The following is a 25,210-nucleotide window of genomic DNA, read 5'->3' as shown; positions in this document are numbered from 1 at the left end:
GAGCGGGCTTGCCCGCGAACACCGGCGCAGCCGGTGCCATACACCATGTTGCATGCTTCGCGGGTGAACCCTCTCCCACAGGGTATTCGCATGAAGCCTTATAATGACCGCCTGCTGCCCAAGAGATCCGCCATGAACGCCATTCACATCAAATACCCCGCCCTCACCTTCAAGGCCGGCCAACGCGCCCTGCGGCAGGTCCGCGAGCGCGGCCTGCAGGCGGCCGATGTCGGTGTGCTGCCGGGTGCGGCTGGCGGGCCGAAGCCGCTGGGCATCCAGGGCCTGGACCTGGCGCTGTTCGGTGAGTGGCTGCCGTCGGCACCACGCCAACGTGCGCTGATCGGCGCCTCGATCGGCGCCTGGCGCTTTGCCAGTGCCTGCCTCGACGACCCGGTCGCAGGCATCCGTCGCCTGGGCGAACTGTACACCGAGCAGGATTTCACCAAGGGCGTCACCCCGGCCGAAATCAGCCGCAGTTGCCAACACATGCTCGATGACCTGCTGCAAGGCCGCGACAGCCAGTTGCTGGCCAACCCGCACTATCGCCTGAACATCCTGGTGGTGAAGAGCCATGGCCAGCTCGCCCACGACCATCGGGGCCGCCTGGGCCTCGGCCTGGGTTCGGTGATCGCCAGCAACCTGCTCGGCCGCTCGCGCCTGGCACGGCACTTCGAGCGCGTCATCCTGCACGACGGCCGCGCCACGCCGCCGCTCGACGCACTGACCGACTTCCCCTCGCGCTGCCTGCCGCTGGACCTGGCCAACCTGCGCCATGCCCTGCTTGCCTCGGGCTCCATCCCCATGGTCATGGAAGGCGTGAAAGACATCCCTGGTGCAGGTGCAGGCACCTACCGCGACGGCGGCCTGCTCGACTACCACCTCGACCTGCCCTACCGCGGCGACGACCTGGTGCTGTACCCGCACTTCACCGACAAGGTCGTACCCGGCTGGTTCGACAAGGCCCTGCCCTGGCGCAAGGGCGATGCCACGCGCCTGCAGAACGTGCTGCTGATGACGCCCTCGCCGCAGTACCTGGCGGCCCTGCCCTACGGCAAGCTGCCCGACCGCAATGACTTCAAGCGTTTCATGGGCGATGCGCCTGGCCGCAAGCGCTACTGGTACAAGGCCATTGCCGAGAGCCAGCGGCTGGGCGACGAGCTGCTGGAGCTGATTGCCACCGGGCGGTTGCATGAACGCCTGCAAGCCTTGTAGCGGCCATGCTGGTAGACTGCGCGCATTCTTGATTCACACAGAGTTATGACAGCGTGGAAATTTTTAAAGAATTTACATTCGAGTCGGCCCACCGCCTGCCGCACGTCCCTGCCGGGCACAAATGCGGTCGCCTGCACGGCCACTCGTTCAAGGTCGGCCTGCACCTGACCGGCCCGCTCGACCCGCACACCGGCTGGATCCGCGACTTCGCCGAGATCAAGGCGATCTTCAAGCCGATCTACGAGCAACTGGACCACAACTACCTGAACGACATCCCGGGCCTGGAAAACCCCACCAGCGAAGTGATCGCCAAGTGGATCTGGGACCAGGTCAAGCCGCTGCTGCCGGAACTGTCGAAGGTGCGCATCCACGAAACCTGCACCAGCGGTTGCGAATATACCGGCGACTGATTTGGTAAACGCACCAGCCCATTCGCGGGCATGCCCGCTCCCACAGGATGCCCACCGTTCTCGAGGTCTGTGATACACCTGTGGGAGCGGGCGTGCCCGCGAAGAGGCCGGCAGCTTCACCAATAAAGCTTCAGCCCTGCCCCGCCTCCAAGGCATCGCGCAGGAAACCGGGGGCGATGTAGCGCTGGTAATGCGCCTCGGACAGCAGGAAGAACTCGCGGTCGATGGCGTCGCGCAACTGCGGCAGCTCCCAGTCGCGAAATTCCGGCAACAGCACCATGCCGTAGGCTTCCAGGTCACGGATCATCCGCGCCCCGCGGGCAATCAGCTGGTACGCCCAGCAATATTCCGACTGCTGCTCGACAAAGCGGATGGAACGCTGCTCCAGTTGCTGGCGCAGCAGGCCTTTGTCGAACACCTCCAGCTTGGCCATCATCACCTGCACCAGCAGCTGCTCCAGGCGCAGCCACACGGCGCGCTTCTGCGCATCGTCGTAGCCGTTCCAGCTGATCACTTCGTGGTGAAACCGCTTGCAGCCACGGCAAACCGTGTCTCCGTAAACCGTGGAGCACAGGCCGACACAAGGGGTCTTGATGGACTTGTTGGACATGAAAAACAACAGCTTGGCGATGGAACACGAACCCATGTTAGCCCTTTGTCTAACCAGGGTCACTCGTTAAAGTCATCTTCGCCGCCTTACCTTCGGGCTTTTTTTGCCGTAGAATCATCCCGCCTTTTCAAAGGCAACAATGTCCGTTGGAAGCTGTTTTCAAAGCGTCACGAGCACAGTTCATCCGGTAGAACGGTGTTGGCCCGGGCCATGCATCCCTCGCATGCCCGTGCCAGCCCTCATCAGCTCCCCGTTCTGCAGGCGTAAAACTTTGAAAGCAGCTTCTGTAAGGATTCTTTGCGACTCTGGCTGGGCGGCCCACAAAGCCGTGGCAGCGCATGGGTGCATTGAATGCTGGATGAGCGTCCCGGACCCCCTTTAGGGACCACTGATGAGGGAAATAACTGTGCTTGAAGCCTACCGCAAACACATCGAAGAGCGTGCCGCCCTGGGTATCGTGCCCCAGCCGCTGAACGCCGAACAAACTGCAGGCCTGGTCGAGCTGCTGAAAAACCCGCCGGCCGGCGAAGAAGCCTTCCTCGTAGACCTGATCACCCACCGCGTACCGCCAGGGGTCGACGAAGCTGCCTATGTCAAGGCCGCTTTCCTCTCCGCCGTCGCCAAAGGCGAAGCCAAGTCGCCTCTGATCGACCGCAAGCACGCCACCGAACTGCTGGGCACCATGCAGGGCGGCTACAACATCGAAACGCTGGTCGCACTGCTGGATGACGCCGAACTGGGCGCCGTCGCGGCCGAACAGCTCAAGCACACCCTGCTGATGTTCGATGCCTTCCACGACGTGGCCGAAAAAGCCAAGGCCGGCAACGTTCACGCCAAGGCCGTGCTGGAATCCTGGGCTGCCGGCGAGTGGTTCACCTCGCGTCCGGCCATCGCCGACAAGTACACCCTGACCGTGTTCAAGGTCCCTGGCGAAACCAACACCGACGACCTGTCCCCTGCCCCGGACGCCTGGTCGCGCCCTGACATCCCGCTGCACGCACTGGCCATGCTGAAGATGGCCCGCGACGGCATCGAGCCGCAGCAGCCTGGTTCGGTCGGCCCGCTGGCCCAGATCGAAGCGGTCAAGGCCAAGGGTTACCCGGTTGCCTACGTCGGTGACGTGGTCGGTACCGGTTCTTCGCGCAAATCCGCCACCAACTCGGTGCTGTGGTTCTTCGGCGACGACATTCCGTACGTACCGAACAAGCGCGCCGGTGGTTTCTGCTTCGGTACCAAGATCGCCCCGATCTTCTACAACACCATGGAAGACGCCGGCGCCCTGCCGATCGAATTCGACTGCACCAACCTGGCCATGGGCGACGTCATCGACGTTTACCCGTTCAAGGGCGAAGTGCGCCGTAACGGCAGCGACGAACTGGTCACCACCTTCGAGCTGAAAACCGAAGTGCTGCTGGATGAAGTCCGCGCTGGCGGCCGTATCCCGCTGATCGTCGGCCGTGGCCTGACCGAGAAGGCCCGTGCCGAACTGGGCCTGGGCGCCTCCGACCTGTTCAAGAAGCCGGAGCAGCCTGCCGATTCGGGCAAGGGCTTCACCCTGGCACAGAAAATGGTCGGCCGTGCCTGCGGCCTGCCGGAAGGCCAGGGCGTGCGCCCAGGTGCCTACTGCGAGCCGAAGATGACCACCGTCGGTTCCCAGGACACCACTGGCCCGATGACCCGCGACGAGCTGAAGGACCTGGCGTGCCTGGGCTTCTCCGCTGACCTGGTGATGCAGTCGTTCTGCCACACCGCGGCCTATCCGAAGCCGATCGACGTCACCACCCACCACACCCTGCCAGACTTCATCCGCACCCGTGGCGGCGTGTCGCTGCGCCCGGGCGACGGCATCATCCACAGCTGGCTGAACCGCATGCTGATGCCTGACACCGTGGGTACCGGTGGCGACTCGCACACCCGCTTCCCGATCGGCATCTCGTTCCCGGCCGGTTCCGGCCTGGTGGCCTTCGCCGCCGCCACCGGCGTCATGCCGCTGGACATGCCAGAATCCGTGCTGGTGCGCTTCAAGGGCAAACTGCAGCCAGGCATCACCCTGCGTGACCTGGTCCACGCCATCCCTTACTACGCCATCCAGAAGGGCCTGCTGACCGTCGAGAAGAAGGGCAAGAAGAACATCTTCTCCGGCCGCATCCTCGAGATCGAAGGCCTGAACGAGCTGACCGTCGAGCAAGCCTTCGAGCTGTCCGACGCCTCGGCCGAGCGTTCCGCTGCCGGTTGCACCATCAAGCTGCCAGAGAAGGCCATCGCCGAGTACCTGCAGTCCAACATCACCCTGCTGCGCTGGATGATCGGCGAAGGCTACGGCGATGCCCGCACCCTGGAGCGCCGCGCCCAGGCCATGGAAGCCTGGCTGGCCAAGCCTGAGCTGCTGTCGGCCGACGCTGATGCCGAGTACGCCGAGATCATCGAAATCGACCTGGCCGAAGTGAAAGAGCCTGTGCTCTGTGCACCGAACGACCCGGACGATGCCCGCCTGCTGTCTTCGGTACAGGGCGAGAAGATCGACGAAGTGTTCATCGGCTCGTGCATGACCAACATCGGCCACTTCCGCGCTGCCGGCAAGCTGCTGGACAAGGTCAAGGGCGGTATCCCGACCCGTCTGTGGCTGGCTCCGCCAACCAAGATGGACGCTCACCAGCTGACCGAAGAAGGCTACTACGGCATCTACGGCAAGGCTGGCGCGCGCATGGAAATGCCAGGCTGCTCGCTGTGCATGGGTAACCAGGCACGTGTGCAGACCGGTTCGACCGTGGTCTCCACCTCGACCCGTAACTTCCCGAACCGTCTGGGCGACGCCACCAACGTGTACCTGGCATCGGCCGAGCTGGCTGCTGTCGCTTCGATCATCGGCAAGCTGCCGACCGTCGAAGAGTACATGCAGTACGCGAAGGACATCGACAGCATGGCTGCCGACGTTTACCGCTACCTGAGCTTCGACCAGATCGCCGAGTTCCGCGAAGCGGCAGCCAACGCCAAGATCCCGGTGGTTCAGGCATAAGCTGAGTTGTAAGACGTAAAAGAAAGCCCCGGCAGAAATGTCGGGGCTTTCTTGTTTCCACCTGTACCGGCCTCTTCGCGGCTAAAGCCGCTCCCACATGGCCCCCACAGTTTTCGAGGGCTGCGCAAGACCTTGTGGGAGCGGCTTTAGCCGCGAAGAGGCCAGCACAGGCAACCTCAGATCACGAACAGGTCGACAAACCTGTGCACCGCCATCTGCTCCAGCTTCTGCTGGTCCTTGCACACATCCACGATCTCCCCACACCGCTGCCGCGCAAAGCGCGTCGCCAGGTTGTCCCTGAACTTGGCCTCCAGCAACGGTATGCCCTCCCCTCGCCGCCGGCGATGCCCGATCGGGTACTCCACCACCACCTGCTCGGTACTGCTGCCATCCTTGAAGAACACTTGCAGCGCATTGGCGATCGAGCGCTTGTCCGGCTCCAGGTACTCACGGCTGAAGCGCGGGTCTTCCACCACCTCCATCTTTTCACGCAGGCGGTCGATGCTTGGGTGGTTGGCATGGAAGGCGTCTTCGTAATGCTCGGCCACCAGATGCCCGAAAATCAGTGGCACTGCCACCATGTACTGCAGGCAGTGGTCGCGGTCGGCGGCATTGGCCAGCGAGCCGCTCTTGGAAATGATGCGGATCGCCGACTCCTGAGTGGTAATGACGATACGGTCGATCTCGTGCAGGCGGTTACGTACCAGCGGATGCAATGTTACCGCAGCCTCACAGGCGGTCTGGGCGTGGAACTCGGCAGGGAAACTGACCTTGAACAGCACGTTTTCCATCACGTAGCTACCCAGGGCTTGCGGCAGGCGCAGCTCTTGCTGCTCGGACGGCTTGAGCGCCAGGTCCTTGTTGGTGTGGCTGAACAGCACATCGTAGAAGCCCCACTGCGGCGCGGTGAGCACGCCAGGCACGCCCATCTCGCCACGCAGGGCAATGTCGGCCAAGCGCACGCCACGGCTGGAAGCATCCCCGGCGGCCCACGATTTGCGCGAACCAGCGTTGGGCGCATGGCGGTAGGTACGCAGCGCCTGGCCATCGACGAACGCGTGGGACAAGGCGCTCAGCATCTGCTCACGGTTGGCCCCCATCAGCCTGGCGCACACGGCGGTGGAGGCTACCTTGACCAGAATCACATGGTCGAGGCCAACGCGGTTGAAGGCGTTTTCCAGCGCCAGCACGCCCTGGATCTCGTGAGCCATGACCATGGCTTCGAGCACATCGCGCATCAGCAGTGGCGCTTCACCTGCGGCCACGCGCTTCTGCGACAGGTGATCGGCAACGGCCAGGATGCCGCCGAGGTTGTCCGACGGGTGGGCCCATTCGGCGGCCAGCCAGGTATCGTTATAGTCCAGCCAGCGAACCGTGCAGCCGATGTCCCAGGCAGCCTTGACCGGGTCGAGGCGGTAGGCGGTGCCGGGCACGCGGGCGCCGTTGGGCACCAGGGTGCCTTCCACCTGGGGGCCTAGCAACTTGGTGCATTCGGGGAAGCGCAGAGCCAGCAGGCCGCAGCCGAGGGTATCCATCAGGCAGTTGCGCGCGGTATCCAGGGCTTCGGCGGATTCGACCCGATACGTGAGGGCGTAATCGGCGAGGGTTTGCAGCACCCGGTCGTAGTCCGGGCGGGCGTTGAGGTCTACGTTGGCGCTCATATCCAGCTCCCTTCAGAATTGCCGGGGCTGCTTTGCAGCCCTTCGCGACACAAGGCCGCTCCTACAGGTACCGCGCAAACCGTGTAGGAGCGGGCTTGCCCGCGAAGGGGCGCAAAGCGGCCCCAACGAACTAAAGCCGAGCGCCAGTGGTGCGTTAGAAGCTATCGCCAGGCACGCGAACCCAGCCCTCCATCAGCACGCGAGCACTGCGGCTCATGATTGCCTTGGTCACTGTCCATTCACCATTCACCTGGCGCGCCTCGGCCCCCACCCGCAGGGTGCCCGAGGGGTGGCCGAAACGCACGGCGCTGCGCTCGCCCCCGCCTGCGGCGAGGTTGACCAACGTGCCCGGAATGGCCGCCGCGGTACCGATGGCCACCGCGGCCGTCCCCATCATTGCATGGTGCAGCTTGCCCATCGACAAGGCCCGTACCAGCAGGTCGATATCACCTGCCTGCACCGCTTTGCCACTGGACGCAGTGTAGGTGCTCGGCGGCGCGACGAAAGCCACTTTCGGCGTGTGCTGACGCCCGGCAGCCTGGTCGACGTTGTCGATCAGGCCCATGCGCACGGCGCCATGGGCGCGAATCGTCTCGAAGCGCAGCAGCGCCTGCGAGTCACCGTTGATGGCGTCCTGCAGTTCGGTGCCGGTGTAGCCGATATCCGCCGCATTGACGAAGATGGTCGGGATGCCGGCATTGATCAGGGTCGCCTTGAACGTACCGACACCCGGCACCTCGAGGTCATCGACCAGGTTGCCGGTGGGGAACATCGCCCCGCCGTCGCCATCTTCGTCGGCCGCCGGATCGAGGAATTCCAGCTGCACCTCGGCGGCCGGGAAGGTCACCCCGTCCAGCTCGAAGTCGCCGGTTTCCTGTACTTCACCTTCGGTGATCGGCACATGGGCGATGATGGTCTTGCCGATGTTGGCCTGCCAGATGCGCACGGTGGCGATGCCATTGCGCGGAATGCGTGCCGGGTCGACCAGGCCGCTGCTGATGGCGAACGAACCGACCGCGGCGGAGAGGTTGCCGCAGTTACCGCTCCAGTCGACGAAGGCCTTGTCGATGCTGACCTGGCCGAACAGATAGTCGACGTCGTGCTCAGGCTTGATGCTCTGCGACAGAATCACGGTCTTGCTGGTGCTCGAAGTGGCACCGCCCATGCCGTCGATCTGCTTGCCGTAAGGGTCGGGGCTGCCGATCACCCGCAGCAGCAGTGCGTCGCGGGCCGGGCCGGGGATCTGCGCCTGCTCGGGCAGGTCTTGCAGGCGGAAGAACACGCCTTTGCTGGTGCCGCCACGGATGTAGGTGGCGGGGATTTTTACTTGCGGTACATGAGCCATGTTCAATTCCTGTCTTGCGCACCCCCTGTGGGAGCGGGCTCACCCGCGAAAGCGTCCGATCAGAAAACAATGTTGTATCTGCTGACGCATTCGCGGGTAAACCCGCTCCCACAGAGGACCGCGCTGCTCTTGATTAGGCGGTCGCTTCGAGGAAGTCCTGGGCGAAGCGTTGCAGCACCCCGCCGGCCTCGTAAATCGACACTTCCTCGGCGGTGTCCAGGCGGCAGGTCACCGGCACCTCCAGGCGCTCGCCGTTGGCGCGGGTAACCACCAGGGTCAGCGTCGCCCGCGGCGTACGCGCGCCCAGCACGTCATAGGTCTCGCTGCCATCCAGGCCGAGGGTCTTGCGGTCGGTGCCCGGCTTGAACTCCAGCGGCAGCACGCCCATGCCCACCAGGTTGGTACGGTGAATACGCTCGAAGCCTTCGGCGACGATCGCCTCGACACCGGCCAGGCGCACACCCTTGGCCGCCCAGTCACGGGACGAACCCTGGCCGTAGTCGGCACCGGCGACGATGATCAGCGGCTGCTTGCGCTCCATGTAGGTCTCGATCGCCTCCCACATGCGGGTGACCTTGCCTTCCGGCTCGATACGCGCCAGCGAGCCCTGCTTCACGCTGCCGTCTTCCTTGCGCACCATTTCGTTGAACAGCTTGGGGTTGGCAAAGGTGGCGCGCTGGGCGGTCAGGTGGTCGCCACGGTGGGTAGCGTAAGAGTTGAAGTCCTCCTCCGGCAGGCCCATCTTCGCCAGGTACTCGCCGGCAGCGCTGTCGAGCATGATGGCGTTGGACGGCGACAGGTGGTCGGTGGTGATGTTGTCCGGCAGCACTGCCAGCGGGCGCATGCCGCGCAGGGTCCGTTCACCGGCCAAGGCACCCTCCCAGTACGGTGGGCGGCGGATGTAGGTGCTCATCGGACGCCAGTCATACAACGGCGCCACCTTCGGCCCACGGTCTTCCTCGATGGCGAACATCGGGATGTACACCTTGCGGAACTGCTCCGGCTTGACCGCAGCACGTACCACCGCGTCGATTTCTTCGTCGCTGGGCCAGATATCCTTGAGGCGGATTTCCTTGCCATCGACCACGCCCAGTACATCCTTCTCGATGTCGAAGCGAATGGTACCGGCGATGGCGTAGGCCACCACCAGTGGCGGCGAAGCGAGGAACGCCTGCTTGGCATACGGGTGGATGCGCCCGTCGAAGTTGCGGTTGCCCGACAGCACGGCGGTGGCGTACAGGTCACGGTCGATGATTTCTTGCTGGATCACCGGGTCCAGGGCGCCGGACATGCCGTTGCAGGTGGTGCAGGCGAAGGCGACGATACCAAAGCCGAGCTGTTCCAGCTCCTTCTCCAGCCCGGCTTCTTCCAGGTACAGCTGCACGGCCTTGGAACCAGGCGCCAGAGACGACTTGACCCACGGCTTGCGGGCCAGCCCCAGTTTGTTGGCATTGCGCGCCAGCAGGCCTGCGGCAATCACGTTGCGCGGGTTGCTGGTGTTGGTGCAGCTGGTGATGGCGGCAATGATCACCGCGCCATCTGGCATCTGCCCTGGCACTTCTTCCCAGCTGCCGGCGATGCCTTTGGCCGCCAGGTCGCTGGTGGCGACGCGGGCATGCGGGTTGGACGGGCCGGCCATGTTGCGCACCACGCTCGACAGGTCGAAGCTCAGGGTGCGCTCGTAGACTGCACCGCCCAGGCTGTCGGCCCACAGGCCGGTGGCCTTGGCATAGGTTTCCACCAGTTTGACCTGTTGCTCTTCGCGGCCGGTCAGGCGCAGGTAGTCGATGGTCTGCTGGTCGATGGCGAACATCGCCGCAGTGGCGCCATATTCCGGGGCCATGTTGGAAATGGTGGCGCGGTCGCCCAGGGTCAGGGCACGTGCACCCTCGCCGTGGAACTCCAGGTAGGCGCCGACGACTTTCTGCTTGCGCAGGAATTCGGTCAGGGCCAGCACCAGGTCGGTGGCGGTGATGTTCGGCGCCAGCTTGCCGGTCAGCTCGACGCCGACGATTTCCGGCAGGCGCATCCACGAGGCACGGCCGAGCATCACGTTCTCGGCCTCCAGGCCACCCACGCCGATGGCGATCACGCCCAGGGCGTCGACATGCGGGGTGTGGCTGTCGGTGCCGACGCAGGTGTCCGGGTAGGCCACGCCACGGTCGTTGTGGATCACCGGCGACATCTTCTCCAGGTTGATCTGGTGCATGATGCCGTTGCCCGGCTGGATCACGTCGACGTTCTTGAACGCCTTCTTGGTCCAGTTGATGAAGTGGAAGCGGTCTTCGTTGCGGCGGTCTTCGATGGCGCGGTTCTTTTCGAAGGCCTGCGGGTCGAAACCACCGCACTCGACGGCCAGCGAGTGGTCGACGATCAGCTGCACCGGCACCACAGGGTTGACCTGGGCCGGGTCGCCGCCTTTGTCGGCAATGGCGTCACGCAGGCCGGCGAGGTCGACCAGTGCAGTCTGGCCGAGAATGTCGTGGCACACCACGCGGGCCGGGAACCACGGGAAGTCGAGGTCGCGCTTGCGCTCGATCAGCTGGCCCAGCGAGGCGTCGAGAGTAGCCGGGTCGCAGCGGCGCACCAGGTTCTCGGCGAGTACGCGAGAGGTGTAAGGCAGGCCATCGTAGGCGCCGGGCTTGATGGCCTCGACCGCCGCGCGGGCATCGAAGTAGTCCAGGTCGGTGCCTGGCAGGTGCTTGCGGAATGCAGTGTTCATATCGTTATCAGGCTCGGTCACGGTATTCGGGGGCAGGTGCGGCTCAGGCCTTGGGGGCGCTACGCGCCCCTTTCGCGACACAAGGCCGCTCCCACAGGTACTGCGCCGTCCCTGTGGGAGCGGCCTTGTGTCGCGAAAGGGCTGCGCAGCAGCCCCAGCGATCTATGACTCAGCGCTGCTCGATCGGCACGAACTGGCGCTGCTCGACGCCGACATACTCGGCGCTCGGGCGGATGATGCGGTTGTTGGCGCGCTGTTCGAAGACGTGCGCCGCCCAGCCGGTCAGGCGCGAGCAGACGAAGATCGGGGTGAACAGCTTGGTCGGGATGCCCATGAAGTGGTACGCCGAGGCATGGTAGAAGTCGGCGTTGGGGAACAGGCGCTTCTGCTCCCACATGGTCTTGTCGATGGCTTCGGAGACCGGGTACAGCACCTTGTCACCGACTTCGTCGGCGAGCTGTTTCGACCAGCCCTTGATCACCTCGTTGCGCGGGTCGGACTCTTTGTAGATGGCATGGCCAAAGCCCATGATCTTGTCCTTGCGCTCGAGCATGCGCAGCAGCTCGGCAGTGGCTTCCTGCGGGCTCTGGAAGCGCTCGATCAATTCCATCGCCGCCTCGTTGGCACCGCCGTGCAGCGGGCCGCGCAGCGAGCCGATGGCAGCGGTGACGCAGGAGTACAGGTCGGACAGCGTCGAGGCACAGACGCGAGCGGTGAAGGTCGAGGCGTTGAACTCGTGCTCGGCGTAGAGGATCAGCGACACGTTCATGACCTTGACGTGCAGCTCGCTCGGCTTCTTGCCGTGCAGCAGGTGCAGGAAGTGGCCACCGAGGGTGTCTTCGTCGCTGGTGCAGTCGATACGCACGCCATCGTGGGTGAAGCGATACCAGTAGCACATCACCGCCGGGAACAGTGCCAGCAGGCGGTCGGTCTTGTCACGCTGGGCCTCGAAGGTCAGTTCGGGCTCCAGGGTACCCAGCACCGAGCAACCTGTGCGCATCACGTCCATCGGGTGGGCGTCACGCGGGATGCGCTCGAGCACTTCCTTCAGGGCTTGCGGCAGGTCACGCAGGCCCTTGAGCTTGCGCTTGTAGTCGGCCAGTTCGGCTTTGCTCGGCAGCTCGCCGCACAGCAGCAGGTAGGCGACTTCCTCGAATTCGGCACCGGCTGCCAGGTCACGCACATCGTAACCGCGGTAGGTCAGCCCGGCACCGGCCTGGCCCACGGTCGACAGCGCGGTCTGGCCGGCCACCTGACCGCGCAGGCCTGCGCCACTGAGTACTTTTGCTTCGGCCATGGTGTTTCTCCTTTCTTGAACTTGTTATGGAAATCTAGCTGGCTAGTCAGTTTTGCCTGTGCCGGCCTCTTCGCGGGCAAGCCCGCTCCTACAGGGACGGTGTGGCACTCTATGCCTGTGGGGTCCCTGTGGGAGCGGGTGCCGCCGCAAAGAGGCCAGCCGCTCTAACGCAAATCTTTGACCTTCAGCCCTTCTTCTGGGCAAACAGCGCATCGAGGCTCTGCTCGAAGGCGTGGTAACCAATGGCATCGTAGAGCTCCATGCGGGTCTGCATGGTGTCGATCACGTTCTTCTGCGTGCCGTCGCGGCGCAGCGCGGTGTACACGTTCTCGGCTGCCTTGTTCATGGCGCGGAACGCCGACAGCGGGTACAGCACCAGCGACACGTCGACCGAGGCCAGCTCCTCGGTGGTGTACAGCGGCGTGGCGCCGAATTCGGTGATATTGGCCAGGATCGGTGCCTTCACCCGGTCGGCGAAGGTCTTGTACATCTGCAGCTCGGTGATGGCTTCCGGGAAGATCATGTCGGCACCGGCCTCGACGCAGGCGGCGGCGCGGTCCAGGGCGGCGTTCAGGCCCTCGACGGCCAGGGCATCGGTACGCGCCATGATCACGAAGCTGTCATCGGTACGGGCATCGACTGCGGCCTTGATGCGGTCGACCATTTCCTGCTGGCTGACGATTTCCTTGTTCGGGCGGTGGCCGCAGCGCTTGGCGCCAACCTGGTCCTCGATATGGATGGCGGCAGCGCCGAACTTGCTCATCGAGCGCACGGTACGGGCGACGTTGAAGGCAGAGGCACCGAAACCGGTGTCGACATCCACCAGCAGCGGCAGGTCGCACACGTCGGTGATGCGGCGCACATCGGTGAGTACATCGTCCAGGCCGCTGATGCCCAGGTCCGGCAGGCCCAGCGAACCGGCGGCGACGCCGCCACCGGACAGGTAGATGGCCTTGAAGCCGGCGCGCTTGGCCAGCAGGGCATGGTTGGCGTTGATGGCGCCAACCACCTGCAGCGGATGTTCAGCGGCAACGGCGTCGCGGAAACGCTGACCGGGGGTGCTCTTCACAGTCATTTCTCACCTCGTGGGCTGTTGTTGTGGGCGTCCAGATAGTGACGCTCGATATTGCGCTTGGACGCGCCGATGTGGCGGCGCATCAGGAGTTCGGCCAGCTCGCCGTCACGGTCGGCGATGGCATCGAGAATGCGGTGGTGTTCGGCAAAGGCCTGGCGCGGCCGGTTGGGCGTGGCGGAGAACTGGATGCGGTACATGCGCACCAGCTGGTACAGCTCGCCGCAGAGCATCTTGACCAGGGTCTGGTTACCGCTGCCCTGGATGATCCGGTAATGAAAGTCGTAGTCGCCTTCCTGCTGGTAATAGCCCAGGCCGGCCTGGAACGCGGCATCGCGCTCGTGGGTGTCGAGCACCCGGCGCAGTTCGTCGATGTCGGCCTGGCTCATGCGTTCGGCGGCCAGGCGGCAAGCCATGCCTTCCAGCGATTCGCGAATTTCGTACAGCTCGATCAGTTCGGCATGATTGAGCGACACCACCCGCGCCCCCACATGCGGCACGCGCACCAGCAGGCGCTGGCCTTCGAGGCGGTGGATGGCCTCGCGCAGCGGCCCGCGGCTGATGCCATAGGTACGCGCCAGCTCCGGCTCGGAAATCTTGCTGCCGGGGGCGATATCGCCCTTGACGATGGCCGCCTGGATGCGCCGGAAGACGTTTTCGGACAAGGTTTCCGTTTCGTCTGTCAGCACCGGGCTGGGGGTGGATAGGTCCTGCATATTGTCGACACCTTGAAAATCTCTTTGCCAGAAATTAGCGAATTAGACCGAAGCAGTCAAAGACAAAATCAATATTGTCGACAATCGTCTAAGAACGAACTAATGCCAACCCGGTGCTGTCAGATCGCGCACCGCTGGCGTCAAGGCGCCGGCGTGATAGAATGCCGCGCCTCCGATGGAGTATGGATAGCCTGTCTGTCATCCATTCATGCTGTTGACAGATTAACGAGGAAGCTTGCGCAGTCGCTGCCAGTCGCCTTGCCCTGAACACGGCTCTGAACATGGCTTTGAAAACAGCCCCGAACCTTGCACTGCACCGCGCCAGGAATATGAGACTTACACCCGCATCATTGCTGCTCTGCCTCACCCTGCTGCCGGCCCTTGGCCAGGCCGCAGGCAAGACCGTGTACGGTCTCAACGAATATGCACGCCTGGGCGACCTGGACCTGGAAGTGGCCGCCAAGCTCGACACCGGCGCCAAGACCGCGTCGCTCAGCGCCCGCGATATCAAGCGCTTCAAGCGCAACGGCGAAAGCTGGGTGCGCTTCTACCTGGCCATCGACGCCGCCCATTCGCACCCCATCGAACGCCCGCTGGCACGCGTAAGCAAGATCAAGCGCCGGGCCGGCGACTATGATGCCGAATCGGGCAAGGCCTACACCGCGCGCCCGGTCATCGAACTTGAAATCTGCATGGGCCAGGCCATGCGCACCATCGAAGTCAACCTCACCGACCGCAGCGCCTTCCAGTTCCCGCTGCTGATCGGCTCCGAGGCGCTCAAGCACTTCGACGCGCTGGTCGACCCAAGCCTTAAATACGCGGCCGGCAAACCTGCCTGTGCCACCGACGCTCCCAAAGCAGAGTAATCCCGATGCGCTCTCTTACCCTCCATCTGAAAGTCCTGATCACCGTGCTGGTGCTGTTGGGCGTGGCGGTCACGGCTTATCAGATCTTCGTACTCGGCATCCCGGTAACCGAGGATGAAACCGACGACCTGTGGAATATCGACGCCAAGGTCGAGTTCGTGGCCAGCACCAAGGACCCGGTCAAGGTGCAGATGTTCGTGCCACCGCTGAACCGCGACTACGTCAGCCTCAACGAGAGCTTCATCTCCAACAACTACGGGGTGAGCGTCAACCGTGCCGACGGCAACCGCAAGGTCACCTGGTCGGCCCGCCGCGCCAGCGGCAACCAGACCCTCTACTACCGCCTGGTGCTGACCAAGCGCTACAGCAACGAGAAGACCACGGTCAAAGGCCCGACCTTCCGTGACAGCCTGGCAGTGGAAGGCCCCGAGAAGATCGCCGCCGAGGCCCTGATGGCGCCGATCCGCCAGCACTCGGCCGACGTCGAGACCTTCGTCAGCGAGACCATCAAGCGGGTCAACAACCTCAACGACGACAACGTCAAGCTGCTGCTGGCCGGCGACACCTCGGCCATGAAGAAGGCCCAGGTCATCGACCTGCTGCTGTCGATCGCCCACGTACCGATGGAGAAGGTGCACACCATCCGCCTGGTGGCCGACACCCCGCAAACGCCGGAACTGTGGCTGCGCAGCTTCAACGGTACCGACTGGCTGTACTTCAACCCCGACACCGGCGAGCAGGGCCTGCCCAGCGATCGCCTGCTGTGGTGGACGGGTGACGACAACCTGATCACCGTCGATGGCGGCAAGAAGGCCAACGTTACCTTCAGCATGAACAACAGCGAGATGAACGCCATCCGCCTGGCCAAGCTGACCGACGAGAATACCGACGCCGATTTCCTCGAATATTCGCTGTACGGCCTGCCGCTGCAGACCCAGCAAACCTTCATGATCATGGTGATGATCCCGATCGGTGTGCTGGTGATCCTGGTGCTGCGCAACCTGGTCGGCCTGCAGACCCTGGGTACCTTCACCCCGGTACTGATCGCCCTGGCCTTCCGCGAGACCCAGCTGGGCTTCGGTATCGTGCTGTTCACGGTAATCACCGCCCTGGGCCTGTCGCTGCGCTCGTACCTGGAACACCTGAAGCTGCAGATGCTGCCACGCCTGTCTGTGGTCCTGACCTTCGTCGTGGTACTGATTGCCGCCATCAGCCTGTTCAGCCACAAGCTGGGCCTGGAGCGCGGGCTGTCGGTAGCGCTGTTCCCGATGGTGATCCTGACCATGACCATCGAGCGCCTGTCGATCACCTGGGAAGAGCGTGGCGGCGGTCATGCCATGAAAGTGGCCATCGGCACCCTGTTCGCCGCTTCCCTGGCGCACCTGTTGATGATGGTGCCGGAGCTGGTGTACTTCGTGTTCACCTTCCCGGCCGTGCTGTTGATCCTGGTGGGCTTCATGCTGGCAATGGGTCGCTACCGCGGCTACCGCCTGACCGAGCTCGTGCGCTTCAAGGCATTCCTGAAGAAGGCTGACGCCTGATGTTTGGCCTGATCAAGACGTGGAAAGCCCTGGAGGCCCGGGGCATCATGGGTATCAACCGGCGCAACGCGGACTACGTGCTGAAGTACAACAAGCGCCACCTGTACCCGATCGTCGACGACAAGATCATCACCAAGGAGCGCGCCCTGGCGGCCGGCATCCATGTGCCGGAAATGTACGGCATCATCGAGACCGAGAAAGAGATCGAGAAGCTCGACCAGATCATCGGCGGCCGCAACGATTTCGTCATCAAGCCGGCGCAGGGCGCTGGCGGTGACGGCATCCTGGTGATCGCCGACCGCTTCGAGGACCGCTACCGCACGGTGTCCGGCAAGATCATCAGCCACGAGGAGATCGAGCACCAGATCTCGAGCATCCTCACCGGCCTGTACTCGCTGGGCGGGCACCGCGACCGTGCGCTGATCGAGTACCGGGTCACCCCCGACCAGATCTTCAAGAGCATCAGCTACGAGGGCGTGCCGGACATCCGCATCATCGTGCTGATGGGCTACCCGGTGATGGCCATGCTGCGCCTGCCGACCCGCCAGTCCGGCGGCAAGGCCAACCTGCACCAGGGCGCCATCGGCGTGGGTGTCGACCTGGCTACCGGCGTGACCTTGCGCGGCACCTGGCTGAACAACATCATCAGCAAGCACCCGGACACCACCAACGCGGTGGATGGCGTGCAACTGCCGAACTGGGACGGCTTCATGAAGCTGGCCGCCGGCTGCTACGAGCTGTGCGGCCTGGGCTACATCGGTGTCGACATGGTGCTGGACCAGGACAAGGGGCCGCTGATTCTCGAGCTCAACGCTCGCCCCGGCCTGAACATCCAGATCGCCAACGACTGCGGCCTGACCCAGCGCACCCACGCCATCGAGGCGCACTTGGAAGCGCTGGCCAAGGATGGCATCAGCGAAGATGCCGAACAGCGCGTGCGGGTATCGCAAGGTTTGTTCGGGCACGTGCATCCGCGCTGAAATCGCCGGGGCTGCTGCGCAGCCCATCGCGACACAAGGCCGCTCCGATCTCCTTTAGGAGCGGCCTTGTGTCGCGATAGGGCCCCAAGGGCGAAACCCAGTGCTTGAATGTCGCCACAAAGCTAGGCGCATTTCCTGCACAGGTCTACAATCGCCCTCCTCGCTTTTACATCGCCGTCCACACTGATGCCGACCTGTACGCTCCACCCCCTGCCCTACCAGCCCGACCCTGCCGCCTATTTCGCCCGCCTGCGCCAGGCCCCCGGTGCCATCCTGCTGGATAGCGCCCGACCCGGCGCCGAACGCGGGCGCTTCGACCTGCTCAGCGCCTGGCCGCTGCAACACCTGCAAGCGCAGCCCGACGAAGATGGCCGCACCTTCCTCCAGCGCCTGCGCGCCGGCCTGGCACGACTGGGCCATGCGCAGTTGCCCGCAGGCAGCGAGCAGCTGCCGTTTGCTGGCGGCCTGATCGGCTACCTGAGCTATGACTTCGGCCGCCGCCTGGAACACCTGCCCAGCCTGGCCGTGGACGACCTTGGCCTGCCAGACGCGCAACTGGGCCTGTATGCCTGGGCGCTGGTGACCGACCACCAGTGCGCGACCAGCCAACTGGTGTTCCACCCGAGCCTGCCGGGCAGCGAACGGGAACGCCTGATCGCCCTGTTCGAAGGTGTCGACAACGCGCAAAGCGGCAGCTTCCAGCTACTCGCGCCGATGACCGGCGACCTGCAGCCCGAGCAGTACAAGGCCGCCTTTGACCAGGTGCAGCGCTACATCCAGGCCGGCGACTGCTACCAGATCAACCTTACCCAGCGCTTCCGCGCGCCCTGCCAGGGCGACCCGTGGCACGCTTACCAGGCCCTGCGCAAAGCCTGCCCCACCCCCTTCTCCGGCTACCAGCAACTGGCCGACGGCAGCGCCCTGCTGAGCTTTTCGCCCGAACGCTTCATCCGCGTCAGCCAGCGCCAGGTGGAAACCCGGCCGATCAAGGGCACCCGCCCGCGCGCCAGCAACCCGGCAGAAGACATGCGCAATGCCGAGGAGCTGCTGCACAGCCCCAAGGATCGCTCGGAAAACCTGATGATCGTCGACCTGCTGCGCAACGACCTGGGGCGTACCTGCGAGATCGGCTCGGTGAAGGTACCGGAGCTGTTCAGCCTGGAGAGCTACCCCAACGTGCACCACCTGGTCAGCAGCATCACCGGCCGGCTGGCCAGCGACAAGGACGCCCTGGACCTGATTGGCGACAGCTTCCCCGGCGGCTCGATCACCGGCGCGCCGAAGATCCGCGCCATGCAGATCATCGACGAACTGGAGCCGGCACGCCGGGCGCTGTACTGCGGCTCACTGCTCTACGTGGATGTGCGCGGCGAGATGGACAGCTCGATTGCCATTCGCAGCCTGCTGGTCAAGGGCGGACAAGTCAGTTGCTGGGGCGGCGGCGCGGTGGTGGCCGACTCCGAGTGGCAGGCCGAATATGAAGAGTCGATTGCCAAGGTGCGGGTGTTGATGGAGACCTTGCAGGGCTTGTGATCGGCGGCGCCTGCTTCGGGGGCTCGCCCGCTCCCACAACTGGCAGATGTGCGCTGTACCTGTGGGAGCAGGCGCCACCGACTGCAAGCCCGCCTAACCCGGCATTTTTTGTTACCATCACCTCACTACGAGCGCACAGCGCCACAGCCAAGATGGAAACCGCCTGATGAGCCAACCCTTCGACGTCGCCGCCCTGGCCGCGACCTATGCCAACAAGTCCCCGCAGGACATCCTCAAGCTTGCCTTCGAGCACTTCGGTGATGACCTGTGGATCTCCTTCAGCGGCGCCGAGGACGTGGTGCTGGTGGACATGGCCTGGAAGCTGAACAAGCAGGTCAAGGTGTTCAGCCTCGATACCGGCCGCCTGCACCCGGAGACTTACCGGTTCATCGATCAGGTCCGCGAGCAGTACGACCTGCCAATCGAAATCCTCAGCCCCGACCGCGCCAAGCTCGACCCGTTCGTCAAGGAAAAGGGCCTGTTCAGCTTCTACAAGGACGGCCACGGCGAGTGCTGCGGTATCCGCAAGATCGAGCCGCTGCGTCGCAAGCTGGCCACCGTGAGCGCCTGGGCCACCGGCCAGCGCCGCGACCAGAGCCCGGGTACCCGCAGCCAGGTGGCGGCAGTGGAAATCGACAGCGCCTTCTCCACCCCCGAGCGCACCCTGTACAAGTTCAACCCACTGGCACAGATGACCAGCGAGGAAGTGTGGGGTTATATCCGCATGCTGGAGCTGCCGTACAACAGCCTGCACGAGCGCGGCTTCATCAGCATTGGCTGCGAGCCCTGCACCCGCCCGGTGCTGCCAAACCAGCATGAGCGCGAAGGGCGCTGGTGGTGGGAAGAGTCGACACAGAAGGAATGTGGGTTGCACGCGGGCAACCTGATCAGCAAGGCATAAACAGCTGGGCCGTTGTGGGAGCGGGTTCATCGAGGCGTCGAACCGCCGCGAACACCGGCGAAGCCGGTGTCATACACCGCGTCGCCTTCTTCGCGGGTAAACCCGCTCCCACAGGGGCCGTGAGGCCCCTGCAATTCCGAATCAGTGCACCGGCAGCTCGACGCCTTCGAACAGGTCTTCCAGCTCCTGCTTGTTGTGGCACTGGATGGCCTTGGCCATCACTTCACGGGTCAGGTGCGGGGCGAACTTCTCGATGAAGTCGCACATGAAGCCACGCAGGAAAGTGCCGCGGCGGAAGCCGATCTTGGTAATGCTGGCTTCGAACAGCTCGCTGGCATCCAGGGCCACCAGGTCGCTGTCGAGTTTGGTGTCCACCGCCATCTTGGCGACGATCCCCACGCCCAGCCCCAGGCGCACATAAGTTTTGATCACGTCGGCGTCAGCCGCGGTAAACACCACTTTCGGCGTGAGGCCGCGGTGGTTGAACGCTTCGTCCAGCTTCGAACGCCCGGTGAAACCGAACACGTAGGTAACGATCGGGTATTCGGCGACCGCTTCCAGGGTAAGCTTTGGCAGCTTGGTCAACGGATGGCCCTGCGGCACCACCACGCAGCGATTCCACTTGTAGCACGGCATCATGATCAGGTCGCCGAACAGCTCCAGCGCCTCGGTGGCGATGGCAAAGTCGACCGTACCGTCCGCGGCCATTTCGGCAATCTGCATGGGCGAACCCTGGTGCATGTGCAAGGACACTTCCGGGTACTGCTTGATGAAGTTGCTGATCACCGGCGGCAAGGCATAACGCGCCTGGGTGTGGGTGGTGGCGATGGACAGCGTGCCTTTCTTCTCGTTGGAGAACTCCTGGGCAATCTGCTTGATGCTTTCGACCTTGCGCAGGATTTCGCCGGCGGTATTGATGATGCGCTCACCCGCCGGGGTAACGCGGGTCAGGTGCTTGCCGCTGCGGGCAAAGACTTCAACACCCAGCTCATCCTCGAGCAGGCGGATCTGCTTGCTGATACCTGGCTGGGAGGTATACAGGCTCTGCGCCGTCGCGGAGACGTTGAGGTCATGATGCGCCACTTCCCAGATGTAGCGCAGTTGTTGAAGCTTCATAGGTTTCCCTCGGTTCAGCGATGAGTCCGCGGCAGCAGGCGGCGACGATATATAACTATATTAGTGGTTCTGGAAATAAATCTAGAACTATTTTGTTACATACCACCCCGAAATGGCCTACGGCCATCTTCATGCTTTCCTACGCCCCAAATGCTGCGCCAGCGGCACCATGTATACCGGTACCGGCGACAGCTGCAGCAGCCGTACCGCCGTGCGCCCCAATGGCACATCCACGCCGGCGCCGGTACTGTGGCTACCGAAAATCAGCAGATCGACGCTCAGCCGCTGTGCCTGGTCGAGGATCACCTGCGCTGGGTCGCCCTGACGTACCCGCACTGCCTTGATCACTGCCAGGTCAGCCTCCTCGCCAAGTTCGTCGCGAAAGTTTTCCAGCACACGCTGCTCGATATTGGCCATCACCGTATTCACCCCCTGGCTGTGCAACTGGTCGAGCGTCTGTTCATCGAGGTAGCTCTGCAGGAGAGATTCAGCGAACTGGCCCATGGGCTCCACCGCATGGATCACATACAACTCGGCGCCAAATGTGCGCGCCAGCGCCAGCGCGTGTTGCATGACAAAAGGGGCGTAGACACCGAGGTCGGTGGCATACAGCATGGAGTGGATCATTCGACCTCCTCGACTGCCGCTGCGGCAGAGCAAGCTTCAGCTTAGCAGCGCGCCGGACGCACGCTTTGCCGTCCGGCGCGCTGCCAATGCGGGCTGGAGCGCCCCGACGGGGCCAGAGCCACCCTCAGCGGGGCTGTTCGCCCCGGTCTATGAAAGCCAGCGCCTGATACAGCATCTCCATGCGCGGCAAGTGGCAGCCTGCCGCACGCGCCTGTGCCAACGGCTCGGCATAGATGGCCTGCAGCTCCAGCGGGCGCTTGTGGACATGGTCGTGGTACATGCTGGGCCAGTAGTCGGGCATGCGCTCGGTCACCTGGAACAGGTGCTCGGCATATCCCTCGGGCAACACATGGCCACATGCCGCCGCGCCTTGTACTACCTCCGCCATCAAGGCCTGGATCAGGGCACGGCCATTACTGTCGGCCATCAACGGCGTGGTGCTGGCACCGAGCAGCACCGACAGGCCGTTATAGGGCACGTTCCATACCAGCTTCTGCCAGCGTGCCTGGGCCAGGTCGGGCATGGCCTGCGAGTCGATGCCCGCAGCCCGGAACAGCTCAGCCCCCTCATTGACCAGCGCGGCACCGCCATCGTTGGCCGGCCCGCTGTGGTAGCCAAGGTTGACCGCGCCCAGGGCCTGGTGGCGGATCACGCCGGGTGCCTGGCGGTTGACGCAGATGAAACACAGGCCGCCGAGCAGGTGCATGTCGCTGCGCAAGGCCGGACGCAACTGCTCCTCCACGCCCAGACCGTTCTGCAACAGCACCACCTTGGCGCCCGGTGCAGCCGCCTGCACGATCAGCGGCGCCAACTGGTCATTGCTGGTGGCCTTGGTCCCCACCAGCAGCCAGTCGCAGGGCGGCATGTCGGTGGCACTGGCATAGGCCTGCACCTTCATCTGCAAGTTGCCATGCACGGCACTGTCCAGGGCCAGCCCCTGCTCGCGGACAACCTCGTACTCGCTGCGCAAAAGAAAATGCACATCGAAGCCGGCCCGGGCCAGCATCAACCCATAGAAGCCGCCGATGGCGCCACTGCCGATGATGCCGATACGTGGTGTGTGCGGATGCATGCCGATCTCCTGGTAAAAGTCAGCCCTCTTTTTACACAGGTTGCGCGGCGCTGGGCAGCCCATGCTCGGCAAACACCTGCCATCTCGGAAAAACCCCACACGGACTGGGCCCTGCCCATTGTCGCGCCACCTGTAACGCGCTAAGGTTCGGCTCCCCGCTGCGATTATTCTTGCTGCTGGGCCGCACGGGGATAGTTGGCGGCCGGCACCCGTGACCTGACGAGTAACACGATGGCTGATTTACCGATCGATGACTTGAACGTTGCCTCCAACGAGACCCTGATCACACCCGATCAGCTCAAGAAGGAAATCCCCCTCAGCGCCAAGGCCCTGCAGACCGTGACTGCCGGCCGTGAAGTGGTGCGCAATATTCTCGACGGCAAGGACCATCGCCTGTTCGTCGTGGTCGGCCCTTGCTCGATCCACGACATCAAGGCCGCCCACGAGTACGCCGAGCGCCTGAAAGTGCTGGCCGAGGAAGTGTCCGACACGCTGTACCTGGTCATGCGCGTGTATTTCGAAAAACCGCGTACCACCGTCGGCTGGAAAGGCCTGATCAACGACCCATACCTGGATGACTCGTTCAAGATCCAGGATGGCCTGCACATCGGCCGCAAGCTGCTGCTGGACCTGGCCGAAATGGGCCTGCCGACCGCCACCGAAGCGCTCGATCCTATTTCTCCGCAGTACCTGCAGGACCTGATCAGCTGGTCGGCCATCGGCGCCCGTACCACCGAATCGCAGACCCACCGCGAGATGGCTTCGGGCCTCTCCTCGGCAGTCGGTTTCAAGAACGGCACAGACGGCGGCCTGACCGTTGCCATCAACGCCCTGCAGTCGGTATCCAAGCCACACCGCTTCCTCGGCATCAACCAGGAAGGCGGCGTGTCGATCGTCACCACCAAGGGCAACCCGTACGGCCACGTGGTACTGCGCGGCGGCAACGGCAAGCCGAACTACGACTCGGTCAGCGTCGCCCTCTGCGAACAGGACCTGGCCAAGGCCAAGATCAAGGCCAATATCATGGTCGACTGCAGCCACGCCAACTCCAACAAGGACCCGGCCCTGCAACCACTGGTGATGGAGAACGTCGCCAACCAGATCCTCGAGGGCAACCAGTCGATCATCGGCCTGATGGTCGAGAGCCACCTGAACTGGGGCTGCCAGTCGATTCCGAAGAACCTGGACGAGCTGCAGTATGGCGTGTCGATTACCGATGCCTGCATCGACTGGTCGGCTACCGAGAAGACCCTGCGCAGCATGCGTGCCAAGCTTAAGGATGTGCTGCCGCAGCGTAAGCGCGGCTGATGCAATAAAAGAGCGGGGCCGCTTCGCGCCCCATTCGCGGCACAAGGCCGCTCCTACAGGGTTATGCGATTTCCTGTAGGAGCGGCCTTGTGCCGCGAATGGGGCGCGAAGCGGCCCCGCTTTTTTTACAGAATCAGACCTTGCTCGAATGCCGCTGCTGGCGCTCCATGTAGCGTTCCACGTACGAGCAGGACGGAATCACCGTGTAGCCCATCTGCTCAGCATACTCCAGGGCCCGCTCGGTCAGGGCGGCAGCAATCCCGCGGCCGCGCAGGGCGTTGGGTACGAAGGTGCGATAGATGTCCAGCGTCTGTTTGCCCAGATCCATGTACGTCAGATAGGCACGATGACCGTCCACGCTGGTCTCGAACTGATGACCGGCCTGGTCATGATGGATGGTCAGCGCTTCGCTCATCACTACTCCTCGCAGGTCTTCTCGGCAGACCCATACCTTAACCGATGGTGGTTTATCCGGCACAGAATCCTCTACGCCACCTGTTGCCCACTTCGACCACTGGACGATTGCAATCGTTCGGATCTTCTGGCACTCACAAGATAGTAGGCGTCGCAGGCGGGATTGCTCAAGGTGGTGGCGGTTAAAAATGGCGAAAATGCGGCCAAATGCCATTCTTGACGGCGCGCCCTGCTGCAACCGGATGTACTAGGGCTTAAGACGCTGGCAGACAGTTAGAGTCACCCTTAGTTCAACAAAAAAGTTCCTGTACCACAGTCGCTTGCGAAGCCTGCACGTTTTTTTCACGGGCGTGTCGCAAATCTTGTCGGAAAGGCGTCAAGCAACATTTTTTTTGCAGTTCTTGCGCTTAGTCAGTTTACTTACTACAAGTAATGGGTACTATGTACGCCGGCCAGTTTCTCTTTTCCGAGAGATGGCTATTTAATAGAAAGTCCTTGAAGGGGAACACGATGAACAACGTTCTGAAATTCTCTGCTCTGGCTCTGGCCGCAGTTCTGGCTACCGGTTGCAGCAGCGTATCCAAAGAAACCGAAGCTCGTCTGACTGCGACTGAAGACGCAGCAGCTCGCGCTCAAGCTCGTGCTGACGAAGCCTACCGTAAGGCTGACGACGCACTGGCAGCCGCTCAGAAGGCTCAGCAGACCGCTGACGAAGCCAACGAGCGCGCTCTGCGTATGCTGGACAAAGCCAGCCGCAAGTAATAATCCTCACGGATTGTTATGAAGCCGAC

At 63.4% G+C, this 25,210-nt stretch carries 21 protein-coding genes; 10 read left to right on the top strand and 11 right to left on the bottom strand.

The annotated features are described in order from the left end of the window. Positions 1–132 precede the first annotated feature (132 nt). Together QN085_RS09300 and queD are read left to right on the top strand one after the other, a co-directional pair. A complete protein-coding gene (locus QN085_RS09300) occupies positions 133–1,212 on the top strand; it encodes a hypothetical protein (RefSeq protein WP_041506158.1) in 1,080 nt (359 codons plus the stop codon). Positions 1,213–1,265: 53 nt separating this feature from the next. Continuing rightward, the gene (queD, locus tag QN085_RS09295) at positions 1,266–1,622 is read left to right on the top strand and encodes a 6-carboxytetrahydropterin synthase QueD (RefSeq protein WP_003256551.1); all 357 of its coding nucleotides are present in this window, start codon (positions 1,266–1,268) and stop codon (positions 1,620–1,622) included. A 130-nt stretch (positions 1,623–1,752) separates the two neighbouring features. Here queD and QN085_RS09290 read toward each other — a convergent pair whose 3' ends face one another. Further along, positions 1,753–2,232: a DUF1289 domain-containing protein gene (locus tag QN085_RS09290; protein ID WP_015269719.1), complete on the bottom strand. Its 480-nt coding sequence runs from the start codon at positions 2,230–2,232 to the stop codon at positions 1,753–1,755. A 406-nt stretch (positions 2,233–2,638) separates the two neighbouring features. Here QN085_RS09290 and acnB point away from each other — a divergent pair, with 406 nt between their 5' ends. Next, positions 2,639–5,248, top strand: coding sequence for a bifunctional aconitate hydratase 2/2-methylisocitrate dehydratase (gene acnB / locus QN085_RS09285; protein WP_023661205.1), 2,610 nt, complete (start codon positions 2,639–2,641; stop codon positions 5,246–5,248). Between the two features lie 176 nt (positions 5,249–5,424). Here acnB and prpD read toward each other — a convergent pair whose 3' ends face one another. The 6 genes from prpD to QN085_RS09255 all read right to left on the bottom strand — a co-directional run bounded on the left by prpD (position 5,425) and on the right by QN085_RS09255 (position 14,061). Next, positions 5,425–6,909, bottom strand: coding sequence for a 2-methylcitrate dehydratase (gene prpD, locus QN085_RS09280; protein ID WP_013971914.1), 1,485 nt, complete (start codon positions 6,907–6,909; stop codon positions 5,425–5,427). Between the two features lie 154 nt (positions 6,910–7,063). After that, the gene (gene prpF, locus QN085_RS09275) at positions 7,064–8,254 is read right to left on the bottom strand and encodes a 2-methylaconitate cis-trans isomerase PrpF (RefSeq protein ID WP_013971913.1); all 1,191 of its coding nucleotides are present in this window, start codon (positions 8,252–8,254) and stop codon (positions 7,064–7,066) included. Between the two features lie 133 nt (positions 8,255–8,387). Then, positions 8,388–10,976: a Fe/S-dependent 2-methylisocitrate dehydratase AcnD gene (gene acnD / locus QN085_RS09270; protein ID WP_015269715.1), complete on the bottom strand. Its 2,589-nt coding sequence runs from the start codon at positions 10,974–10,976 to the stop codon at positions 8,388–8,390. 169 nt (positions 10,977–11,145) lie between these two features. Next, positions 11,146–12,273 carry a bifunctional 2-methylcitrate synthase/citrate synthase gene (gene prpC, locus QN085_RS09265; RefSeq protein WP_285690542.1) on the bottom strand — a complete coding sequence of 376 codons (1,128 nt, stop codon included), beginning with the start codon at positions 12,271–12,273 and terminating at the stop codon, positions 11,146–11,148. A 184-nt stretch (positions 12,274–12,457) separates the two neighbouring features. Further along, positions 12,458–13,348, bottom strand: a complete 891-nt coding sequence (prpB, locus tag QN085_RS09260) for a methylisocitrate lyase (protein ID WP_003259689.1) — start codon at positions 13,346–13,348, stop codon at positions 12,458–12,460. Beyond that, positions 13,345–14,061, bottom strand: coding sequence for a GntR family transcriptional regulator (locus QN085_RS09255; RefSeq protein ID WP_013971909.1), 717 nt, complete (start codon positions 14,059–14,061; stop codon positions 13,345–13,347). Before QN085_RS09255 ends, prpB begins: the two co-directional genes overlap by 4 nt. Before the next feature lie 329 nt (positions 14,062–14,390). On the opposite strand from QN085_RS09255, the gene rloA reads away from it, so the two are divergent. From rloA to QN085_RS09230, 5 genes are all read left to right on the top strand, one after another. Beyond that, on the top strand, positions 14,391–14,927 hold the full coding sequence (gene rloA, locus QN085_RS09250) for a retropepsin-like aspartic peptidase RloA (protein ID WP_023662146.1): 537 nt from the start codon (positions 14,391–14,393) through the stop codon (positions 14,925–14,927). 5 nt (positions 14,928–14,932) lie between these two features. Next, positions 14,933–16,468 (top strand): osmotic stress tolerance membrane protein RloB, encoded by a 1,536-nt coding sequence (rloB, locus tag QN085_RS09245; RefSeq protein ID WP_013971908.1) that lies wholly within the window; start codon positions 14,933–14,935, stop codon positions 16,466–16,468. Continuing rightward, complete coding sequence (locus QN085_RS09240) at positions 16,468–17,448, top strand: alpha-L-glutamate ligase-like protein (protein ID WP_013971907.1); 981 nt, start codon at positions 16,468–16,470, stop codon at positions 17,446–17,448. The genes rloB and QN085_RS09240 overlap by 1 nt, the downstream gene beginning before the upstream one ends. Positions 17,449–17,634: 186 nt before the next feature. After that, positions 17,635–18,981 (top strand): aminodeoxychorismate synthase component I, encoded by a 1,347-nt coding sequence (gene pabB / locus QN085_RS09235; protein WP_041506159.1) that lies wholly within the window; start codon positions 17,635–17,637, stop codon positions 18,979–18,981. A 166-nt stretch (positions 18,982–19,147) separates the two neighbouring features. Continuing rightward, positions 19,148–19,882 carry a phosphoadenylyl-sulfate reductase gene (locus QN085_RS09230; protein ID WP_003259694.1) on the top strand — a complete coding sequence of 245 codons (735 nt, stop codon included), beginning with the start codon at positions 19,148–19,150 and terminating at the stop codon, positions 19,880–19,882. 141 nt (positions 19,883–20,023) lie between these two features. Here the strand turns inward: QN085_RS09230 and cysB are convergent, their stop codons facing one another. From cysB to QN085_RS09215, 3 genes are all read right to left on the bottom strand, one after another. Next, a complete protein-coding gene (gene cysB, locus QN085_RS09225) occupies positions 20,024–20,998 on the bottom strand; it encodes an HTH-type transcriptional regulator CysB (protein WP_013971904.1) in 975 nt (324 codons plus the stop codon). 129 nt (positions 20,999–21,127) lie between these two features. After that, positions 21,128–21,625 carry a universal stress protein gene (locus QN085_RS09220; RefSeq protein WP_013971903.1) on the bottom strand — a complete coding sequence of 166 codons (498 nt, stop codon included), beginning with the start codon at positions 21,623–21,625 and terminating at the stop codon, positions 21,128–21,130. Between the two features lie 124 nt (positions 21,626–21,749). Further along, positions 21,750–22,697: a putative 2-dehydropantoate 2-reductase gene (locus QN085_RS09215; protein WP_013971902.1), complete on the bottom strand. Its 948-nt coding sequence runs from the start codon at positions 22,695–22,697 to the stop codon at positions 21,750–21,752. A gap of 231 nt (positions 22,698–22,928) precedes the next feature. Here QN085_RS09215 and QN085_RS09210 point away from each other — a divergent pair, with 231 nt between their 5' ends. Further along, on the top strand, positions 22,929–24,005 hold the full coding sequence (locus QN085_RS09210; protein WP_013971901.1) for a 3-deoxy-7-phosphoheptulonate synthase: 1,077 nt from the start codon (positions 22,929–22,931) through the stop codon (positions 24,003–24,005). 133 nt (positions 24,006–24,138) lie between these two features. Here the strand turns inward: QN085_RS09210 and QN085_RS09205 are convergent, their stop codons facing one another. After that, a complete protein-coding gene (locus QN085_RS09205) occupies positions 24,139–24,420 on the bottom strand; it encodes a GNAT family N-acetyltransferase (RefSeq protein ID WP_003259781.1) in 282 nt (93 codons plus the stop codon). Between the two features lie 509 nt (positions 24,421–24,929). Between QN085_RS09205 and oprI the strand changes: the two genes are divergently transcribed. Then, entirely contained in the window at positions 24,930–25,181 is a 252-nt protein-coding gene (gene oprI / locus QN085_RS09200) for an outer membrane lipoprotei OprI (RefSeq protein ID WP_003259780.1), read from the top strand. Positions 25,182–25,210 lie beyond the last annotated feature (29 nt).

The sequence above is a fragment of the Pseudomonas sp. M2(2023) genome (assembly GCF_030263955.1).
Classification (GTDB): domain Bacteria; phylum Pseudomonadota; class Gammaproteobacteria; order Pseudomonadales; family Pseudomonadaceae; genus Aquipseudomonas; species Aquipseudomonas asiatica.
Note: the sequence above shows the minus strand (reverse complement) of the source record. Positions and strands in the feature narration are given on the sequence as shown.